Source organism: Blautia sp. DFI.1.216 (genome assembly GCF_020594215.1).
Classification (GTDB): Bacteria; Bacillota; Clostridia; order Lachnospirales; family Lachnospiraceae; genus Blautia_A; species Blautia_A wexlerae.
The window spans coordinates 1-21,097 of the sequence record NZ_JAJDML010000048.1; the positions used below are offsets into that span (position 1 = coordinate 1).

Genomic DNA, 21,097 nt, shown 5'->3' on the forward strand with positions numbered 1-21,097 from the left:
CTACCTGTAATGTGGGAACCTGCCATATCTGGCATGGGAAATGCGCATAACTGCGTACCTAAGTTACAGGCGTATCCGCCGATATTCAGTCGGACGCCTAAAGCGTCTGGAAGCATGTGACTTCAGTCATGTGAGGTTCACCCATAAAGCTTTGGGGCGGAAGCACAATTCAGGACTGTGGTGACTCCTAATGTGGATCCGATCACATTTTTTAATAAGGCTAATGAGTTGATGGTAAAGAATTCTCCGGCAGCTGCGGATAAGGAAATGCTTGAAAAAATAGCAGCTGTGAATATAGGTCCTGGTATGGAATTTGACACTTCTGTTCTTACCGGTGATGTTGCAGAAAACTGGAAGACAATGCTGACAGAAATTCAGCTAAAGCTTATCAAAGAGGACCAGAAATTCTCAAAAAAGCTTGGTCAGTGGGACTATTTTGGTGAACCGATCGGAGATTTCAATACAGAATATGCTTATCGTGCACTGGTAGCTCTTGCAGGGCTTGGTGCCAATACAGTTGAAGTTGCGCTGTATCCAAAGATAGAGCAGGATGCGGATGGAAATACTCTTCTTAACTTTCTGTAAAATTAACTCTCGATTCAAAAGAATGGCTTATTTATGCGGTTTATTCAAGATATGTAGTTAATAATATGAGAATTAATTACCTCTCGAGAGTTAACTTATAAAACAGCCACAAATCCATTGAGGTCAGAGTTCCTTATCGTGGAGCGACGACCTCAGTTTTTTTATAACCGTAAATTAACAAGGAAGATATTTGCAGATGGACGGAAATTGGATTCAGGTCTAAAAAAGAACTTTTCTCATACAGGTATATGATTTATAATCATAATAAAAGGAAGATACTATAGTAATTCTTGTAAATAATGTATATTGATTCAGCTCATCAGAACATGAAATCCTGTTGAACTGTCTTAAATGCATTAATTAAGAGGATTGTTAAACAGTGGCAAACGATGTTTCACGTGAAAACGAAAAGGATGGGATGATTATGAAAAATTACTCAGAAGATGTAAACAGACAGTATCATATTCAAGTGGCAAAAGATGAAGTGGGCCGTTATGTGATCCTTCCGGGAGATCCGAAAAGATGTGTAAAGATTGCACAGTATTTTGATAATTCTGTGCTGATCGCAGATAACAGGGAATATATCACTTATACAGGAACACTGGATGGAGTGAAGGTCAGTGTAACGTCAACCGGTATTGGTGGCCCATCAGCGTCCATTGCAATGGAAGAGCTGTATCGCTGCGGAGCGGATACTTTTGTCAGAATCGGAACCTGTGGTGGAATGCAGACGGAAATAAAAAGTGGAGACATTGTAATTGCGACAGCAGCAGTACGTATGGAAGGAACAAGCAGAGAATATGCGCCAATTGAATATCCGGCAGTGGCAAATCTGGATGTGACCAATGCTCTTGTTGAAGCTGCGAAGGAGAAGGGATTTGTATATCATACAGGTGTGGTACAGTCTAAAGATTCTTTCTATGGACAGCATGAGCCGGAAGCAATGCCGGCAGGTTATGAGTTGATCAATAAATGGGAAGCCTGGAAACGAATGGGATGTCTTGCTTCTGAAATGGAATCCGCGGCACTTTTCATCGTAGCCGGTAAACTCAGGGCGAGGATGGGTTCCTGTCTGTTGGTATTGGCAAATCAGGAGAGAGAGAAGCTGGGTCTTGAGAATCCAGTTGTACATGACACAGACATGGCAATCCGGGTAGCTGTAGAGGCAATACGCAGAATGATTAAAGAAGATCAGGGACAAGTTCTGTAAGGACGGAGGCGACAGAGAATGCAGAATCTGGAAAAGTCAATGATCAGCAAACTGATTGAGACTGCAATGGAACAGCTTAAATTTTCTTATACACCCTATTCAAATTTTAAGGTTGGTGCATCATTACTTACAAAAAACGGACAGATTTATACAGGGTGTAACATTGAAAATGCAGCATATACACCTACGAACTGTGCGGAACGAACCGCGATTTTTAAAGCGGTGAGCGAAGGCGTCAGGGAGTTTGACACAATTTGTATTGTGGGTGGAAAAGATGGAATCCTGACAGAGTATACAGCTCCCTGTGGTGTCTGCCGTCAGGTAATGATGGAGTTCTGTGATCCGGAGACATTTCGGATTATTCTGGCAATAGATAAAGAGCATTATGATATCTACACACTGAAGGATTTGCTACCGCTGGGATTTGGACTACGAAATCTGATAAATTCCCGAGAAATATAAGGTAAACGCCCATCATTGCAAGTGATTTTTAATTGCGAAAAGTAAAAAAAGTGAATGACGAATAAAAGGGAACAGGAAAAGGTCAGCGATTAATAAAATATAAGAGAAGGAGTAAACATAAATGAAAAATTACGACAGAATTTTTGTAATTGTACTTGATTCTCTGGGAATCGGGGCAATGCCGGATTCAGCAAAATTTGGTGATATCGGAGTGGATACTTTTGGACATATTCTTGAGAAAATGGGTTCTCTGGAGATTCCAAATCTTAGAAAACTGGGAATGCTGAATCTTCATCCGGCAGGAAAAATGGCGGGTGTTGAGAATCCCAAGGGGCGATATACGCATCTGGGTGAAGCTAGCAATGGAAAAGATACCATGACCGGACACTGGGAGATGATGGGAATCAAAACAGAAAAACCATTTAAAACCTTTACAGAAACAGGATTCCCGCCGGAACTGATCGCAGAACTGGAGAAAAGATGCGGAAAAAGAGTGATAGGAAACAAGAGCGCAAGCGGAACGGAGATTATTGAGGAACTGGGCGAAGAGGAGATTCAGACGGGTGCAATGATTGTTTATACTTCAGCAGATTCTGTCCTTCAGATCTGCGGAAATGAAGAAACTTTTGATCTTCAGAATCTGTACCGCTGCTGTGAAATTGCAAGAGAAATTACCATGAAGGATGAATGGAGAGTTGGCAGAGTTATTGCAAGACCGTACATTGGTAAGAAAAAAGGTGAATTTAAACGTACCAGTAACCGTCATGATTATGCATTGAAACCCACCGGACTTACCACGTTAAACGTGTTGAAAGATCATGGATTTGATGTGATCGGTGTTGGAAAGATTCATGATATTTTTTGCGGAGAAGGCATTACAGAAACTCATCATTCAGACAGCTCTGTACATGGAATGGAGCAGACAATTGAAATCTGCAAGAGAGATTTCAGAGGGTTATGTTTTGTTAATCTTGTAGATTTTGATGCATTATGGGGACACAGAAGAAATGTGGAAGGTTACGGAAAAGAGATTGAGAAATTTGACAAAAATCTGGGTGTGTTGTTAGAAGAAATGAGAGAGAATGATCTGCTTATTCTCACTGCAGATCATGGAAATGATCCGACTTATACAGGAACTGACCATACAAGAGAATATGTACCATTCATTGCTTACTCAAAGAGAATGAAAAATGGCGGTGCGATAAAAGACGAAGATACTTTTGCTGTGATCGGTGCTTCTGTGGCGGAGAATTTTGGAGTGCCAATGCCTGAGGGAACAATTGGACATTCTGTTTTAAAAGAGTTAATGTAATAACGATTGTAAAAAAAGACAGGAATATTGAAAACAGGCGTTTTCAATCTCCTGTCTTTTGTGCTAAAATAGGAAAAGAATTTATCTGACTAAATCGTTAAAGAGAGACAAGTGATAAATTGTAAAAAGATAAAATGATACAGAAAGGAAACAGTTTTTATGGAAACAGGAACAATTTTTAAATTTCATAATGACCTGGATACAGACCAGATCATAGCATCACAGTATCTGTTACTTCCTAATCTGGATGAGATGAAAGGTCATGCATTTGAATCTCTGGATCCGGATTTTTCAAAGAAAGTAAAACCGGGAGATTTCGTGGTAGGTGGAGAAAACTTTGGATGTGGTTCTTCCAGAGAGCAAGCGCCTGGTGTTCTGAAAGCGTTGGGAGTACAGGCAGTTGTAGCAAAATCTTTTGCTCGAATCTTTTACAGAAACTCTATTAATATTGGTTTGCCGGTAATTGTCTGCAAAGATCTTCCGGACGAAGTAAATACCGGAGATAAGATGGTTCTTCATATGTCAGAGGGAACAGTTGAAGCTAACGGAAAAACATATTCCTGTACAAAGCTTCCGGAATATATGCAGAATATTTTGAATCAGGGTGGTCTGATCGCATCTCTGAACAAGGAGGAGAAGTAAAATGGGAATGACAATTGCAGAAAAGATTATTGCTGCGGCAGCAGGTGTTGACAGCGTAAAACCGGGAGATATCCATACAGTTAAACTCGATCGTCTCATGAGTAATGATGGAACCACACATCTTACGGTTGATATGTATAACAATAAATTGAAAAATCCGCACATTGCAGATACAAGCAAGCTGGTGTTTATCGTGGATCATAATGTACCATCTGACAGCCCGAAAACAGCAGCATCTCAGAAGAAGATGCGAGATTTTGCAAAAGAACATAACATTGATTTCTGGGAAGGAAAAGGTGTCTGCCATCAGGTTATGATCGAGAATTATGTCCGTCCGGGTGAACTGATCTTTGGTGCAGACAGCCATACCTGTTCATACGGTGCATTAGGTGCATTTGGAACAGGCGTAGGATGTACAGATTTCCTTTATGGTATGGTAACAGGTACTTCATGGGTACTGGTTCCTGAGAGCGTAAAATTTAATCTGACAGGTAAACTTCCGGAAGGAGTTTACGCAAGAGATCTGATTCTTACAATCATTGGGGAAATCGGAGCAAATGGATGTAACTATCAGGCAATGGAATTTACAGGCGAGGGTGCGAAAACACTCAGTATCAGTGATCGTATGGCGCTTTGCAACATGGCAGTAGAAGCCGGTGCAAAGACAGGTATCTTTGAAGCAGATGAGAAAGCTATTGAATATCTGAAAGAACATGGACGTGAGCCAAAGGCTGTATATCACAGTGATCCGGATGCTGTTTATGCGAGAGAATATACATTTGATTTATCAAAAGTCCGTCCTGTAGTTGCGAAACCTGATTTTGTAGACAATGTTGTGCCTGCAGAAGAAGCCCGCGGAATTGAAATCAATGAAGCATTTCTGGGATCCTGTAACAACGGACGTATTGAAGATCTGCGTGTCGGTGCAGAAATCATCAAGGGCAAGAAGGTTGCTGAGGGCGTCAGATTTCTCGTTGTGCCTGCAAGCCAGACTATTTACCGCCAGGCATTAAAAGAGGGGCTTATTGACACGTTTATGGAGGCTGGAGCCATTGTTATGAATCCGAACTGCAGTGTATGTTGGGGAAGCTGTCAGGGTGTGATCGGTGAGAACGAAGTTCTGATCAGTACAGGAACACGTAATTTCAAAGGTCGTGCAGGACACCCAAGCTCCAAAGTATATCTGGGATCAGCAGCTACTGTTACAGCATCTGCCATTACAGGAAAGATTGCGCTGGCAAGTGAGGTGTGATGCTAATTATAAATGTTTCACGTGAAACATTTAACCGAATCAAGTAAATTTCCTGCGAAGGTCGCGAAAAGCAATAGACAGCAGGGGGAGATTTGTTTGTATCAGGAGGAGAGCAAGCTCATCCTGATAAACTGCGGAGTAGTTATTCGGTATGGTATAGAGTCGCGTAGCAAAGCGGATATTCACAATTCGTTTGAATGAATTTTAACTTGTGACTGTGAAAGTACTGAACAGTTACAAGTGAAGATAGAAGATAAGAGGTAAGATTATGGAAAAATTCACAGGAAAAGTGTGGGTTCTGGATGATGACATTGATACAGATATTATTATTCCAACAGAATATCTCGCACTGAAAACAATCGACGATATGAAACAGTACGGATTCAGTCCTCTGCGTCCGGAACTGGCAGGACAGATTCAGAAAGGCGATATTATTGTTGCAGGAAAGAACTTTGGATGTGGTTCTTCCAGAGAACAGGCACCGGAAATTATCAAAGCACTGGGAATTCAGTGTGTAATTGCCAAATCTTTTGCGAGAATTTTCTTCAGAAATTCTATTAATAATGGTCTGTTACTGATCGAGCAGCCAGATCTTCATGATGATATCAAAGAAGGTGATGAAGTCACTGTGGTAATGAATGAACATGTAGATTACAATGGAAAACAGTACCCGATTGCTTCTCTTCCGGAAAATCTGATGAGCATTATTCAGGCTGGCGGACTTGTAAAAGCCATGCGCAAACTGAATGGGCTGGATTGATTTGGAAAGGAGAGGAAAATGGGCGAGACAGTTATTGAGAAAATTATAAGAAACAATGTTGGAAAAACAGTAAAGCCTGGAGACATTGTAACGGTCAATGTAGACAGGGTTATGATTCATGATATATTTATTCCATTTGTAGCAGAAAAGTTTGAAGAAATGGGCTTTACGAAGCTCTGGGATCCAGATAAAGCAGTACTCATATATGACCATCTGGTTCCTGCAAGTCAGTTAGATGATACCAGACATTTCCATGCGGGAGATGCTTTTGCCAGGAAATATGGCATGAAAAATGTTCACAGAAGTGATGGAATCTGCCACCAGTTAATGACAGAGGCAGGTTATGTAAAACCGGGAAATATTGTATTTGGTACAGACAGCCATACCACTACCTACGGATGTGTAGGCGCTTTCTCTTCCGGTATCGGATATACAGAGATGGCAAGTATTCTGGGAACAGGAACTATGTGGATCAAAGTTCCTGAGACAATTAAGGTTGTGATCGAGGGAGAACTTCCGGAAAATGTTATGTCCAAAGATATCATCCTGCGTCTGATTGGTGATCTGGGAGCTGATGGAGCTACATACAGAGCACTTGAATTTACCGGCAGTACAGTAAAGAATATGACAGTAGCAAGCCGTATGACTATGGCAAATATGGCGATTGAGGCAGGGGCAAAATGTGCGCTGTTTACACCGGATGAAAAAACTGCAGAATATTGTGACATAGAGTTGAATGAGTTCCAGAAGAGCCTTACAGGAGATGAAGATGCAACCTATATGAAAACAATCACTTATCGCGCAGAGGATTTTGTACCGGTTATGGCATGTCCGTCTCAGGTAGATAAGATTAAAAATGTAAGTGAACTTGAAGGAACAGAAATAGATCAGGTATTTATCGGTTCCTGTACAAATGGCCGTCTGGAGGATCTCAGAGCTGCAGCGGAGGTGTTAAAGGGCAAAAAGGTAGCAGATTACGTTAAATTGATTGTAACTCCTGCAAGCCGTAAAATATACTGTCAGGCAATTGCAGAGGGAATTATGGATACTCTGGCAGAAGCAGGTGCAATGATCACACATCCCGGATGTGGATTGTGCTGTGGACGTGCAGGAGGTATCCTTACCGACGGTGAACGTGTAGTAGCTACAAATAACAGAAATTTCCTTGGTCGAATGGGAACATCTAAGGTAGAGATTTACCTTGCATCACCAAAAACAGCAGCAACGTGTGCAATTGCTGGTAAAATTGTAAATCCAGAGAAATAAAACGTACAATAAAATCAATGCGATATAAATTGTACAGATGAGCAACGAAACTACAGAATAACAAAAGAATAAAATTAACGGATAAGTCCACTGCATTATTTATAAAAGGAGTAAGCAGTGGACTTATTTTTTGTCAGAGAACGACACTATGATATGTTTCATATCACATAATAAATTATCTGACGGGATAATGGGATAATAAGGAAAGAAAAGGCGTGGAAAAGCCTGTAAATTTGATTGCATAGAAAAAGTTTCTCAGACAGAATTGTCCAGTGTGAGTCTGATCTCCGACGAAAACATGTGCTTTTTGAACTTAAAATTGAACAAACAGAATCTGCGAAATGACGAGAAATCCGCATAAATAAAAGGAATTTCAAAAACATCAAAACTTAAATTGAACATATATTGAACTGAAATAAGAAAAGTTAAATTCTGGTTCAATGCATAGTTCAAAATATAAATTAAACTAATTGAACCAGCGTAATAAAAGCAATTAACATGTTCAATATGGTTCAATTAATAATGAACTGCAAAATAAACTAAAAGTTGAACATTGCTGATGAAATTGAAAATAATAAAATTTACCGTTGAATTATTAGTTCAATTATAGTATAATAGCAAAGAAAAAACTTGAAAAAGCTGATAAAATGCGGGATTTAAAAATGAACAGAACATATATTCGCGTATGATGCTGAAAGAAATACATTTGAACTTAATTAATGTTTGTATGTCTGAATGTATTTTGATTCCCGTATAAACAATATAATATATCTGTTCTTTCTATAACATATATGCGAAAGAATTAAGAAATATAACAATAACCATTGATTATAACAATGTAATTTGTTTTTACAGAGAACGGAGATAGTATTTATGAATAATATATTTGCTGAACGATTAAAAAAAGCAATGGAACAGAAGAATATGAAGCAGATCGACCTTGTAAAAAAGGCGGCAGAGAAGGGCGTGAAACTTGGAAAGAGTCATGTGAGCCAGTATCTGAGTGGAAAAACAACTCCCAGATCAGAAATTCTTAATTTTCTGGCGACAACATTAGGAGTAGAAACTGAATGGCTGAAAGGAACCGATGTATCTGTAGACACTTTAAAGAAAGAGACAAATGAGGCAGGAATTCAAATGGAAAATATGAAATTTGATTACAATTATAATAATATGAAAGAAAATACCAGGGAGACAGTTGAGGAAGTACAGGTTCGTGAATTTAAAAAATCATCTAAATTAAATAACGTATTATATGATGTAAGAGGACCGGTTGTAGAAGAAGCTGCACGTATGGAAAACGCAGGAACTCAGGTTTTGAAACTGAATATCGGAAATCCGGCACCATTTGGATTCAGAACACCGGACGAAGTGATTTATGATATGAGACAGCAGCTGACAGAGTGTGAGGGATATTCTCCTGCAAAAGGTTTGTTTTCTGCCAGAAAAGCAATCATGCAGTATGCACAGTTGAAAAAGCTCCCTAATGTATCAATTGAGGATATTTATACAGGAAACGGTGTCAGTGAACTGATTAATCTCTGTATGTCAGCTCTGTTGGATAATGGAGATGAGATTTTGATTCCATCTCCGGATTATCCGTTGTGGACTGCATGTGCAACTTTAGCTGGTGGAAAAGCAGTACATTATATTTGTGATGAGCAGGCAGAATGGTATCCAGATATGGATGATATCAGAAAGAAAATTACCAGCAGAACAAAAGCAATCGTTATTATAAATCCGAATAATCCGACTGGTGCGTTGTATCCGAGAGAGGTATTACAACAGATAGTAGATATTGCCAGAGAACATCATCTGATTATTTTCTCTGATGAAATCTATGACCGTCTTGTAATGGACGGAGCAGAACATATTTCCATTGCTTCAATGGCTCCGGATTTATTCTGTGTAACATTCAGCGGTTTATCCAAATCACATATGATCGCGGGCTTTAGAATCGGATGGATGATTCTCAGTGGCAATAAGGCAGTTGCAAAAGATTATATAGAAGGAATCAAGATGCTTTCTAATATGAGACTTTGTTCTAATGTACCGGCGCAGTCAATTGTTCAGACTGCATTGGGCGGACATCAGAGTGTGGAGAGTTATATTGTTCCTGGTGGACGTATTTATGAGCAGAGAGAATTTATTTATAATGCGCTGACAGATATTCCGGGAATTACTGCTGTGAAACCGAAAGCTGCATTTTATATGTTCCCTAAGATTGATACAAAGAAATTTAATATCGTAAATGATGAGAAATTTGCATTAGATTTATTAAAAGAGAAGAAGATTCTGCTTGTACATGGCGGTGGATTTAACTGGCATCAGCCGGATCACTTCAGAGTGGTTTATTTACCAAGAATAGAAGTATTAAAAGAAGCAGCCGGCAAAATCAGAGATTTTCTGGAATATTACCAGCAGGAAATATAATCTGTCAGTGAGAAATGGGTACTATGTTTCACGTGAAACATAGTACCCATTTCCTGATATTATAAAAACTTTTGGTCAAACGGATAAAATCATCCATTTTGCTACGCAGCTCTACACCGAATAATTGTGCTGCAGTAGATTTGCTTGACTCGGGTCAAGCGGATAAAATCATCCGCTTCGTTACGCAGCTCTACATCGAATAACTGCTTCGCAGTTTATCAGAAGGAGCTTGCACTCCTCCTGATACAAGCAAGTCCCCACCCACTGCTTATTGCTTTTCGCAACCTCCGCAGGGGACTTACTTGATTCGGTTAAATTGTGGAATTACTACAGGAATACAATATGTTTGTTTCACGTGAAACATAATGTGCCGACAAGATTATCCAAGAATCAAATAGTGACAAAATTTTATAAAAAATTAAGTGGTGAATAACTATCAGATGTGATAAACTATGTTTAATGCGTTATTTGCGAAATAGTTATTATTCTGATAACAGTAAATGAGGTTAGGTTTAAAAGTATTTTGCCCCTGATATCATCAAATGATGCTGTGATATAAATTTCTGGAGGTATGACGAAAAATGGAAAATGAGGAAAAAAACCAGACAGAACAGTCAGACAAAAGCAGGTCTGTGTGGAGGGAGTTGTGGGACTATGCAAAGATTATCATTGCAGTCTTTGTTATAGCGTTTCTGTTGGGACACTTTGTATATATTAATGCACGAGTGCCGTCAGGTTCTATGGAAGAAACAATTATGACAGGTGACAGAGTATTTGGAAATCGTCTGGCATATATAAAAGATGATCCGGAGAGATTTGATATTGTAATATTTAAATATCCGGATGATCCATCTCAGCTTTTTGTAAAACGAGTAATTGGTCTTCCGGGAGAAACAGTAAACATTGTAGATGGAAAAGTGTATATCAATGATTCCGAAGAACCGCTGGATGACAGCTTTTGTCCGGAAACACCGGAAGGAAGCTTTGGACCGTATACAGTTCCGGAGGGATGTTATTTCATGTTAGGAGATAACAGAAACCACAGTATGGATTCCAGATACTGGCAAAATCCGTTTGTAGAGGAAGATGCAATAGAGGCAGAAGTAGCAGTTCGTTACTGGCCGTTAAATAAGATAGGAACTGTAAAATAATCGTGACGGTTCCATATTTTCAAAAGTCAAGCGGATAAAATCATCCGCTTCGCTACGCAGCTCTACACCGAATAACTGCTTCGCAGTTTATCAGAAGGAGCTTGCACTCCTCCTGATACAAGCAAGTCCCCATCCACTACTTATTGCTTTTCGCAACCTCCGCAGGGGACTTACTTGATTTGGTTAAACTGCCGGGTAGTTACAGGCAGTTTGGAAATTTTATAAAAGACTGTTAAAATCAGGAAAATCACATATTAGTGTCCTGATTTTGACAGTCTTTTGTTGTCTGTGGATTTTTCAAATGTTATACTGTAAGACAGGAGGAAAATGAAGAAAATGGAATGCTGGATAGTTACAACAATTCCGTAAAATGTAAAAAGAGAAAGGAAGACGAATATGAAAAAATGGAAAAAGTTTATAGCAATGGGACTGGCGGTATCTATGATAGTTCCGTCTTGTATACCGCAGACATTGTGGGCTTCAGAGTTTTCGGCAGGAAGTGTTGAATCAGCAGCAGATGTTTTTGAAGATGGTGCCGGATATGAGACAGGAAGTGAGTCAGGAAATAAAATATCTGATGAGAATAACAGTGGAGATGAGTTTGGAACAGGAGAGTTAAAAGATCAGGAACCGGAACAGTCGGAGACAGAAGATTCAGTAAATGCCGGACAGAGTGCGGAAGGTTATAACATTCTGCTTTACAGTGATGGTAAACTGGAAAAAACATATGTGATACCCTATGCAGATGCGGATACTGCTAAAGTACCGGAAGCACTGAAGGGAAAGACAGGTTACATTTTTAAAGAGTGGAATACGAAAGAAGATGGAACCGGTGAAACTTATAAACCGGGAGATTCTATTAAGAAACTTCTTGAAACAGCAGATATGGCAAAGCAGGCTCAGGAAACCAGTGAGAGGACAGAAGCCGGAGAAGAAATAAAACCAGAAAAAGATGTGATGCAGGAAGAAAATGATGTGGCACAGACGGACAGCGCATCATGGGAAGAAAAGACTGGTAAGGCAGAAATGCAGATATCAGATACAGAAAATGATGGAACAAGTCCGGATATATCTACAGATAAGGCTATTGCAGCAGGAGATACAACAGCAATAACCCTGTATGCAATCTGGGAGAAAGCATCCGAATATAAAATCACATATAAACTTAATAAAGGAAAAAATAATACTGCTAATCCTAAAACTTATACTTCAGAAGATGAGATTAAATTTAAAAAGCCGACGCGTTCCGGATATCATTTTGTGGGATGGTATACAGACAGTAAGTATAAAAATCAGATAAGCGTGATTGAAAAGGGTTCAGAAGGTTCCCTTACTTTATATGCAAAATGGACAAAGGAAATCAGTCCTTCAGCGAAAGCTGCATCACTGGATTATGTAAAAGGAACAAAGGCGAATACCATCACTGTATCCGCAACTGTTTCCAATTATGTGAAAAGTTCGGATGGTTATTACTATCTGGTGTATGTAGATTCTAATTCCGGTAAAGTGAAAAAAACGGTGGGTAAAGTAAAGAAGCCGGAGAAGGCAAAAGGGAAGATCACATTTAAGCTGAACATTTCCGGACATCCGGAATATGCACAGGGAAAATTTGCCATAGGGATAAAAAAATCTAAATCTGCGTATAGTGTGATCAGTCCGAAAAGCTATGTCAGCAATCCGGAGAAACTCAGTACAAATACAGCAGCATATTTTGTTCCGGGGACAAAAAAAGGAATTCAGGCTACAGATATCAACGAGCTGACAGATACAAAATCCAAAACAGTATTTTTTAATTTATATATTTCAGACCTGATGCGAAAAGACAGTGGTGTGGAAACATATAAATATAATGGGAAAACATATCATTTTAATGGTCTGTACGGATATGTATATCTTGTTCAGCAATGTAATGCAAAGGGAATCCAGGTGACTGCACAGATCAGTATTGACAGGAATGCCAGTACGCAGAGCTTTATTACGGGAAACAGTCCTTATGCAGAAACAGCTTATTATGGATGGAACACAGATAACAGCACAACTAGACAGACTATGGAAGCAATGTTTGCATATCTGGGAGAGAAGTTTGGAAAAAATAACTGTTATATAAGTAACTGGATCCTGGGAAATGAAGTAAACAGTGCAAGCGGATATTATTATGTAGGGAATGTCAGTTTTTCAAAATTTATCTCCATGTACAGTGAAGCTTTTCGCTGCCTTTACAATGCAGTGAAAAGCAGCCGGGGAAGTTCCAAAGTATTTATCTGTCTGGATAATTGCTGGAATCAGAAAAATGCCTTCACTATCTGCTATAGTGCAAGATCAACTCTGGAAAGCTTTGCGGCGAAGATTTCTGATATGCAGAAAGATGTGAACTGGAATCTGGCATATCATGCATATAATCAGCCGCTTTCAGATTCACAGTTCTGGTCAGGTGCAAATGCATCCATGTTTACCAGTGATGCGAACACCACCACGTTTATCACTATGCGTAATATCCAGACACTTACAGATTATGTGAAAAACAGATTTGGTTCCAATACAAGGATCATTCTTTCGGAACAGGGATTTTCTTCCACTTATGGAGGACAGGCAAATCAGGCGGCAGCAATTGCACTGGCCTATTATAAGGCTGCCTGCAATCCAATGATTGATGCATTTATTATAAGAAGCTATAAAGATGAAGCCCATGAGGTGGCTCAGGGATTGGCAATGGGATTGAAGGATGCCAATGGGAAAAAGAAAACAGCGTATAATGTCTTTAAAAATATGGATAGTTCCAATTCTCTGAAATATACAGAAAAGGTACTAAAAAGTCAGGTTGGAAACTGGAAATCACTGGTTCCGGGATATAGTACCGGAAAAATTTCCTCCATGTATCGAAAGTGATGTAACTGATAGACAGGACTGTTTTTAAAAATTGCTGTCATATTGGAAATGTATAAAATTGTCACAAATTAAACACATTTTTCCCACACAAAGAACACAAATCATTCCTATACTTAGAAGCATCAAAAGGAAACAGAGATAAATAAATGACATAGATAAATGACATAGATTCATGGGGGGACTTTATTATGATGAACAAAGATAACAGAAATGATAAAATCAGAAAGATTGCAAAGAAAGGTCTTACATTCAGCTTATGTGCAGTACTTGCAGGAGGACTGGCAGCAGGAAGCTTTGAGGGAGTAAATAAACTTGCAGGATGGAGTGGAGCCACAACGGTAGAAGCTGCTTCAAATAAGGACGAGACAACCCTGACATATGCAAAATCCGAGAAGAAGGATGCAGATGCCAGTGATTCCAAATCAGATACCGGCAAAGATACAGGTAGCACAGCAAAAGGAAGCCTTGATGTGTCTGAAATCGTATCAGAAGCACTTCCATCTATTGTATCTATTACAACCAAGTCAGTTCAGGAGGTACAGAATTACTTCGGAATGTATGGAATGTATGGATATGCGCCACAGCAGCAGGAACAGGAAGTAGAGGGCAGTGGTTCCGGTATTATTGTTGGTAAGAATGATGATGAACTTCTGATTGCTACAAATTATCATGTAGTAGAAGGTGCGGATACATTGTCAGTTGCATTTACAGATGGAAATGCAGTGGAGGCATCCGTAAAGGGATTTGATGAAGAGAGAGATCTTGCAGTTGTATCTGTATCTCTGGATGATGTTGAAGATGATACAATGGACGCCATTTCAATTGCGAATATTGGCAGTTCTGATGATCTGAAGGTAGGCGAGCAGGTAGTTGCAATCGGTAATGCTCTTGGATATGGACAGTCTGTTACAACCGGTATCGTAAGTGCCAAGAACCGCAGAATGGATTCTGACAATAACACAGTAACAGATGGAAGTGATGACAGCAGTGACGGTGTAAACCTGATCCAGACAGATGCGGCTATCAACCCTGGTAACAGTGGCGGTGCTCTTCTGAATATGGAAGGCGAGGTTGTTGGTATCAACTCTGCAAAACTTGCTTCTACTGAAGTAGAAGGTATGGGTTATGCAATTGCAATCTCAGACGTGACTGACATTCTTCAGAATCTGATGAATGAGACATCAAGAGATAAACTGGATGATTCTGAACATGGTGTACTTGGAATCGAAGGTTCTTCTGTAAGTTCTGAGGCAGTTCAGATGTATGGCATTCCGGCAGGAGTTTTTGTAAAAAAAGTAACAGAAGGTGGAGCTGCTGATAAAGCAGGTCTGAAAGCAAACAGCGTTATTACTGAATTTAATGGAAAAGCTGTTTCAAGTAGTGATCAGCTGATCGAATATCTTTCCTATTATGAACCAGATGAAGAGGTAGAGCTGACTGTGCAGGTTCCTCATGGAACAAGTTATAAAGAAGAGACTGTTAAAGTAACTCTGGATGAGAATACAGATGCTGATGACAGTGATGATAACGATAAAGACAGTAAGAAATCTAAAAAGGATTCTAAGAAATCCTCAAAAGATGCTGATGAAGATGTAGACGAAGATACAGACAGTGAGGATAGTATGGACTCCGATGATACAGAGGAAAGTGAGAATCCATTTATCCAGTACTTTGAGAATCAGGGATTTTTCAGATAATACCGGCAGAAAATAAAATTATATGATATCCGGATATAAAATCTGTGATAGTGTGTAGTGATGCGGATGATTTCATCTGCCTGATATCAGCACTTTCATATGTGAGAGAATTACATGTGAAAGTGCTTTATTATGCTATGGGAAACCATTCCATAATATTCTTATAGCATAATAAAGCCCTCCGGGCAAGGATCACACTGCGGCGGGTTGATTATATTTTTGAAAAGATTCTAAGGTGCTTTTGTGAAAGAGCACTTGAGAACAGCTATATGGCGTGATATAATAATATCATTGCGAAAACGCAGGTTTAACAGTGCAGATGGGGATAAAGAGGAGAAAAATATGACAGTAAAAGAATGTTATGAACAGATGGGGGCAGATTATGAAGGTGTACTTGGAAGACTGAGAAGTGAGGTTCTTATTAAGAAATTTGCAAAGAAATTTCTGGATGATGGAAGTTTCCGGAGTCTGAAGGATAATCTGGTACAGAAAAATGGGGAAGAAGCTTTTCGTGCAGCTCATACCTTAAAAGGTGTATGCCAGAACCTTGGATTTGATAATCTGTATAAGGCAAGCTTTGATATTACAGAGAAGCTCAGAGGAAGAGATACTGAAGGCTGTGAAGAACTTCTGGCAAGAGTGGAAGAGCAGTACAATAATACAGTAGATGCGATTCATATGATGGAAGACTGATGAAGGCAGCGATTTTTGATGTAGATGGAACGCTGCTGGATTCTATGTCTGTGTGGGAGGATATTGGAGAACGTTATCTTGCGAGTCAGAATATCACAGCAGAGAAAAATCTCCGGGCTGCTCTGCACACTATGAGTCTGGAGCAGGGAGCCGCCTGGATGAAAGAAAAATACCAGTTGGATAAGTCCATTTCACAGATTATAGAAGAGGTTCTGAAAATTGTAAGTGATTTTTACCGATTTGAAGCACCGTTGAAACCAGGAGTGAAGAAAACTCTGGAATGGTTTAAAGAGAGAAATATACAGATGACAGTTGCAACATCTGGAAACCGAGAGCTGACAGAAGCAGCACTTGCGAGAAACGGGATTCTGGATTATTTTGAGCAGATTTACACCTGTACAGAAACAGGTGCAGGAAAAGATGAACCGTTGATCTATCTGAAGGCAGCAGAATCTATGCAGGCAGAACCGAATGAGACACTTGTATTTGAGGATGCGCTTCATGCAGCGGAAACTGCAAAAAAAGCAGGATTTGTGGTTGTTGGTGTCTATGATGAAGAAAACAGGAAGAATATTTCCAAAATGAAAGAAGTCTGCGACTGTTACTGTGACAGGATGGATACGGCGATTGAGAATATATGTTTGACAATATAAAGAAGAGGTTTCGTTAAACTTTGGGGTAACGAAACCTCTTCTTTTTAGTAAGTTATCGGTAAATTAGTACCAATGTGTCATTGGCAGATTATTATTAATTTCTTTGATCATAAGAATCTGGTGAAGATCAATGATTCCGTTATGGAAAGTAGCTGCACATACGGACAGGTAAAGATCCCACACAGGACTATGATATATCTTGAAAGGGAGTTAGCGCCAATGGAAGAATTGTACAAAGACAGAGAAAAAAGTGGTGGAATCTTGTGAAAGGTTGATTATAAAAAACTGGAAGTTTTTGTATAAAAAGTCGTCGTATTAATTGAAATGAACTCTTCAATATACTATAATTGTAGTATAAAATTCAAATGTACTCTGAGAGTATATTTCAAAAGGAAGGGAGGAAACTTCGAGCAAAATTTTTCAGGAGGAATAGAAAATGAAGAGGAAAAAGTTTACAGTACTGAAGGTTACACTCACAGCGATGATGCTGACGGCAGCACTTACATTTGGAGCAGGAAGTGCTTATGCGGCTGACCTGCCACAGGAGGGTGGAACACCTTCACCGGAGGTAACACCGGAACTGCCATTACCGACATCAACACCGAAACCAACACCAGTGCCTAAAAACGGACTGATGAAAGAAGGGAAAGTATATCGCTATTACGTAAATAACAAACCAGTCAGAAATAAATGGAAAAAGATTAATGGTAAATATTACTGGTTTAAATCCAATGGAGTTGCTGCTCATGATGGATATTATAAAGTAAAAGGTGTTTACTATGTGTTTGATAAATATGCCCGGAGAGTGGCCCCGGGGAAGAAGGCAGTTGTAAAGGTTAATGGCGTCAAATATTTCGTTGATGCAAAAGGAAGAGCTGTTGCCGGATGGAATGAACTAAATGGAAAAATGTACTATGTATATAAGAACGGTAAATGCGCAACAAATGAGACAGTAGGTGGAATTAAATTTAATAAGAACGGATATGCTTCAAATCTGACACAGGCGAGATGCAAGCTTGCGGCAAGGAACTTTATTGCACGTCACAGTAATGCCAATGCAAGTAATTATGAAAAATTCCGTTCCTGCTTTTATTATATTATGGCCTATACAAACTTTGTAGGATACATGGATCCTACACCTCAGGAGTTTAAGACAAAAGATTGGGTTTATAAATATTCCCTTCAGATGTTCCAGAACGGTCTTACAGGAAACTGTTATGGAATTGCCAGCAGTGTGGCTGCAATCGCGAAGGAACTGGGATATGAACCCTATGTTATTACAATTCCGGATGGACACAGCTTTGTTATGATTAACGGGCTCTATTATGATAATATGTACGGAACGTTGTTTGGCGCAGCTACACGTCCTGCATATACAATAGAACATAAAATTAAATTTTAAGAAAAGGAGTATGGAGAATGAAGAAAACAAAGAGATTCCTTGCAGTTGTGCTTTGTATGCTTCTTATGCTGACACCGTTGGCTGTTGTAGCAGAAACAGTGACAGTACAGGCAGCAGGACCGCAGACTGTTAAGGTAAAACTGGACAAAAAGACAGGAAAGAGATATGGATATGATGAGAATAACCAGAAGGTTACTCAGCAGTGGGGAGTAACAGCAAAGGGTTTCCGTTATTATTTCGGAAAAAACGGAGCTGCTTATCAGGCGGATCAGGATATGGTTGGTAAGTATGGTATTCTGATGAAGAAGATTAATGGTAAGTACTATGGGTTTGATGTAAGTGGTCACACAGTAAAGGGAATACGTGTAGGAAGTGTCAGCATGTATGAGATTCCGAAGCTGTATTACTTTAATCCAAAAACAGGAGCTGTAGATAAAAAGAAGACGTCTTTATATAGAAAATATGCGGCAACATCTACTCTGGCAAAACAGAACAATGCGTCAAAGATTAAGAAGATTCTGGGAAAATATAAAAAGTGTACAATAAGTAAAGGCAATACCTGTATGCTTGATGGAAATGGCAAGGATGTCACATATACATACGATTATGTACAGTTAAATGTTGTGCGTCCTACAGGAAAAGGAAGCAGCGCAGAAGTTGTTGCGAGTATTACGGCAAGACAATAATTATCCAGGCTAATCGGTTGCTTCAGCTGTGAAAAATTATAAAGCAGCTGAAGCAATTTGCAGATAGTAAGTTAACAAAAAAGAAAGGAACAGAGTTATGAACAGGAAAAAAATCACAGCATTATTACTTAGCTCAGTAATGGTATTTACACCTGCAATGCCGGCTATGGCAGAAAAGTCAACGATCGTTAATTATGTGGATGGAACAACAGATAATACAGTTGAGACACCAGATGTAACTCCGGCACCACTTCCGGAGAAGAAGGAAGGATGGGAAACTGTTGATGGAGTTAAATATTATTATGTAAATGGTGAGAAAATTACAAACAAGGTAGAGAAGATCGGTAAATATACGTATTGTTTTGATAAAACCGGAAAACTTGTGACTAATAAACCGTATTATAAGGTTAATGCAAAGACTTATTATAAGATTAAAAAGAATGGACAGGCAACAAAGCTGTCAGCAGTAGAAACTATGGCTGCAGTCCGACTTCAGAAGTGTAAAGGAAATCTGAAGAAGGCATTCAACTGGTCTGTTTCTCTGCAGTATGCAGGCAATGTAAAGGTTTCTAAAAAAACACCTACAGAATATGGTTTATATGGATTTAAAACAGGCAGTGGCGATTGTTATGTAATGGCAGCTACTTTCTACTGGATGGCTAAAGTCGCAGGATATGATGCTCATTATGTAAAAGGATATTTCCAGAAATCCGGTGGTAAGAGGGGAGCACATGCGTGGGTTGAAATCGATCAGAAGGTGAAGGGTAAAAAGAAAACTTATGTGTATGATCCGAATTTCCAGAAGGAATACAAACTGAATGGTTATAAACTTACATATGGTGCGAAACGTACTCTGAAATATGTAAATTATAAGAGAGTTAACTAAGCATTGAAATGTTTTTGACTTTGGTTACGAGCAAGTAACGAAGTGAATGATTTTATCTGTTTAACAGTAAGGCAAAAAAAGAACTATAAAGGATGAACAGAAAGGATTTAAAGACAATGAAGAAAAAAGTTGTAACAGCATTTATGATGGCTGCACTTGGAAGCAGTCTTGTATTCAGTCAGGCAGCGATGGCAGCAGATACTACAGCAAAAACAGAAACTTCAGAAGATGCGGATAAGGATGCCACAGAATCTGAAGATAAAGATGTAGCAGAAGATGCAGATAAAGCTGATGAAGAGAAAGAAGATTTAAAGACAATTGGTGAGAAACCGGAAGAGGACACAGAGGGTGTTTTTTCTGTAAAATTGAAAAATCTTACAGGTAAAGTTATCACAGGTGTTACTGTTAAGAATGAAAAAGACGAAGAATATCCGGATAATTTCCTGAAAGAAGAAGATAAGTTCGAAGCAGATGAGGAAAGAGTTCTCTGGTTTGATCCCAATGCTAAAGATAAAGCAGATGAGGAAAACAAGGATTCTTCAGATGATGCAAAAGAGACCACAGATACTGAAGAAACAAAAACAGAAGATGTCAAAACAGATGAAAAAGCAGAAGGCGAAGATAAGGATGATGCTGAGAAGGAAATCCCGAAATATAATATTCAGTTAACTTTCGAGGATGGAACAACTGCTGAGATCCACACTTTCCCATTTGGCGATACAGAGGAAGCAGAACTTCATCTGGAAGGTGAAGTAGCATATCTGGTATTTGACAGTATCAGCCAGAAGAAAGAATACAATACTCTGGAAACAGAGAAAGCATTAGCTCCGAAGCCAACTGAGGCAGCTACACAGGCAACTTCTGAAACAACTCAGAGTTATGATAACAGTAGTGATTACAGCAATGACTATGATTACAGCAATGATTATGATTACAGCAATGACTATGATTACAGTAATGATTATGATTATGGTAATGATGATTCCGGTGATTATGATGGTTCTGATGACGGTGGTTCTGATGACGGTGGAGACGGATGTCTGGATGATGGGTTATTAAATTAATCAGATTCAGCAGTTGTAAAGGGAAAATGCATTAAAAAGTATAATAAAACAGGGCAC

At 39.2% G+C, this 21,097-nt stretch carries 18 protein-coding genes and 1 pseudogene; 18 read left to right on the plus strand and 1 reads right to left on the minus strand.

What is annotated here, in order from left to right; all coding sequences use genetic code 11:
* Nucleotides 1-192: 192 nt before the first annotated feature.
* From LJE11_RS15155 to LJE11_RS15220, 14 genes are all read left to right on the plus strand, one after another.
* Nucleotides 193-585, plus strand: coding sequence for a hypothetical protein (locus LJE11_RS15155; protein ID WP_055060774.1), 393 nt, complete (start codon nt 193-195; stop codon nt 583-585).
* A gap of 424 nt (nt 586-1,009) precedes the next feature.
* On the plus strand, nt 1,010-1,795 hold the full coding sequence (gene udp, locus LJE11_RS15160) for a uridine phosphorylase (RefSeq protein WP_161276550.1): 786 nt from the start codon (nt 1,010-1,012) through the stop codon (nt 1,793-1,795).
* Nucleotides 1,796-1,813: 18 nt separating this feature from the next.
* A complete protein-coding gene (gene cdd, locus LJE11_RS15165) occupies nt 1,814-2,257 on the plus strand; it encodes a cytidine deaminase (RefSeq protein WP_008708265.1) in 444 nt (147 codons plus the stop codon).
* Between the two features lie 121 nt (nt 2,258-2,378).
* Entirely contained in the window at nt 2,379-3,569 is a 1,191-nt protein-coding gene (locus LJE11_RS15170; RefSeq protein WP_008708264.1) for a phosphopentomutase, read from the plus strand.
* A gap of 159 nt (nt 3,570-3,728) precedes the next feature.
* Nucleotides 3,729-4,211, plus strand: a complete 483-nt coding sequence (locus LJE11_RS15175; protein ID WP_008708263.1) for a LeuD/DmdB family oxidoreductase small subunit — start codon at nt 3,729-3,731, stop codon at nt 4,209-4,211.
* A 1-nt stretch (nt 4,212) separates the two neighbouring features.
* Entirely contained in the window at nt 4,213-5,463 is a 1,251-nt protein-coding gene (locus tag LJE11_RS15180; protein WP_161276551.1) for a 3-isopropylmalate dehydratase large subunit, read from the plus strand.
* A gap of 268 nt (nt 5,464-5,731) precedes the next feature.
* A complete protein-coding gene (locus LJE11_RS15185) occupies nt 5,732-6,223 on the plus strand; it encodes a LeuD/DmdB family oxidoreductase small subunit (RefSeq protein ID WP_022380260.1) in 492 nt (163 codons plus the stop codon).
* 18 nt (nt 6,224-6,241) lie between these two features.
* A complete protein-coding gene (locus LJE11_RS15190) occupies nt 6,242-7,489 on the plus strand; it encodes a 3-isopropylmalate dehydratase large subunit (RefSeq protein WP_161276552.1) in 1,248 nt (415 codons plus the stop codon).
* Nucleotides 7,490-8,362: 873 nt separating this feature from the next.
* Nucleotides 8,363-9,922 carry an aminotransferase class I/II-fold pyridoxal phosphate-dependent enzyme gene (locus tag LJE11_RS15195; protein ID WP_119241919.1) on the plus strand — a complete coding sequence of 520 codons (1,560 nt, stop codon included), beginning with the start codon at nt 8,363-8,365 and terminating at the stop codon, nt 9,920-9,922.
* Nucleotides 9,923-10,503: 581 nt separating this feature from the next.
* Nucleotides 10,504-11,073, plus strand: a complete 570-nt coding sequence (lepB, locus tag LJE11_RS15200; RefSeq protein ID WP_008708256.1) for a signal peptidase I — start codon at nt 10,504-10,506, stop codon at nt 11,071-11,073.
* A 396-nt stretch (nt 11,074-11,469) separates the two neighbouring features.
* Nucleotides 11,470-13,959 (plus strand): DUF5722 domain-containing protein, encoded by a 2,490-nt coding sequence (locus LJE11_RS15205; RefSeq protein ID WP_161276553.1) that lies wholly within the window; start codon nt 11,470-11,472, stop codon nt 13,957-13,959.
* Nucleotides 13,960-14,147: 188 nt separating this feature from the next.
* Complete coding sequence (locus tag LJE11_RS15210) at nt 14,148-15,656, plus strand: S1C family serine protease (RefSeq protein ID WP_227296161.1); 1,509 nt, start codon at nt 14,148-14,150, stop codon at nt 15,654-15,656.
* A gap of 342 nt (nt 15,657-15,998) precedes the next feature.
* Entirely contained in the window at nt 15,999-16,349 is a 351-nt protein-coding gene (locus tag LJE11_RS15215; protein WP_055060706.1) for an Hpt domain-containing protein, read from the plus strand.
* Nucleotides 16,349-17,002: an HAD family hydrolase gene (locus LJE11_RS15220; protein WP_227296163.1), complete on the plus strand. Its 654-nt coding sequence runs from the start codon at nt 16,349-16,351 to the stop codon at nt 17,000-17,002. The genes LJE11_RS15215 and LJE11_RS15220 overlap by 1 nt, the downstream gene beginning before the upstream one ends.
* Before the next feature lie 63 nt (nt 17,003-17,065).
* On the opposite strand, the pseudogene LJE11_RS20515 reads toward LJE11_RS15220, so the two are convergent.
* Nucleotides 17,066-17,185: pseudogene (locus LJE11_RS20515) on the minus strand (SAM-dependent methyltransferase); the annotation flags it as partial.
* A gap of 253 nt (nt 17,186-17,438) precedes the next feature.
* Here LJE11_RS20515 and LJE11_RS15230 point away from each other — a divergent pair.
* The 4 genes from LJE11_RS15230 (at nt 17,439) to LJE11_RS15245 (ending at nt 21,040) form a co-directional block, all read left to right on the plus strand.
* The gene (locus tag LJE11_RS15230) at nt 17,439-18,404 is read left to right on the plus strand and encodes a hypothetical protein (RefSeq protein WP_227296165.1); all 966 of its coding nucleotides are present in this window, start codon (nt 17,439-17,441) and stop codon (nt 18,402-18,404) included.
* A gap of 17 nt (nt 18,405-18,421) precedes the next feature.
* Nucleotides 18,422-19,090, plus strand: coding sequence for a hypothetical protein (locus LJE11_RS15235; RefSeq protein WP_055054258.1), 669 nt, complete (start codon nt 18,422-18,424; stop codon nt 19,088-19,090).
* A gap of 97 nt (nt 19,091-19,187) precedes the next feature.
* Complete coding sequence (locus LJE11_RS15240; protein WP_161234108.1) at nt 19,188-19,976, plus strand: transglutaminase domain-containing protein; 789 nt, start codon at nt 19,188-19,190, stop codon at nt 19,974-19,976.
* 116 nt (nt 19,977-20,092) lie between these two features.
* Nucleotides 20,093-21,040, plus strand: coding sequence for a hypothetical protein (locus LJE11_RS15245; RefSeq protein WP_055054268.1), 948 nt, complete (start codon nt 20,093-20,095; stop codon nt 21,038-21,040).
* Nucleotides 21,041-21,097: the final 57 nt, after the last annotated feature.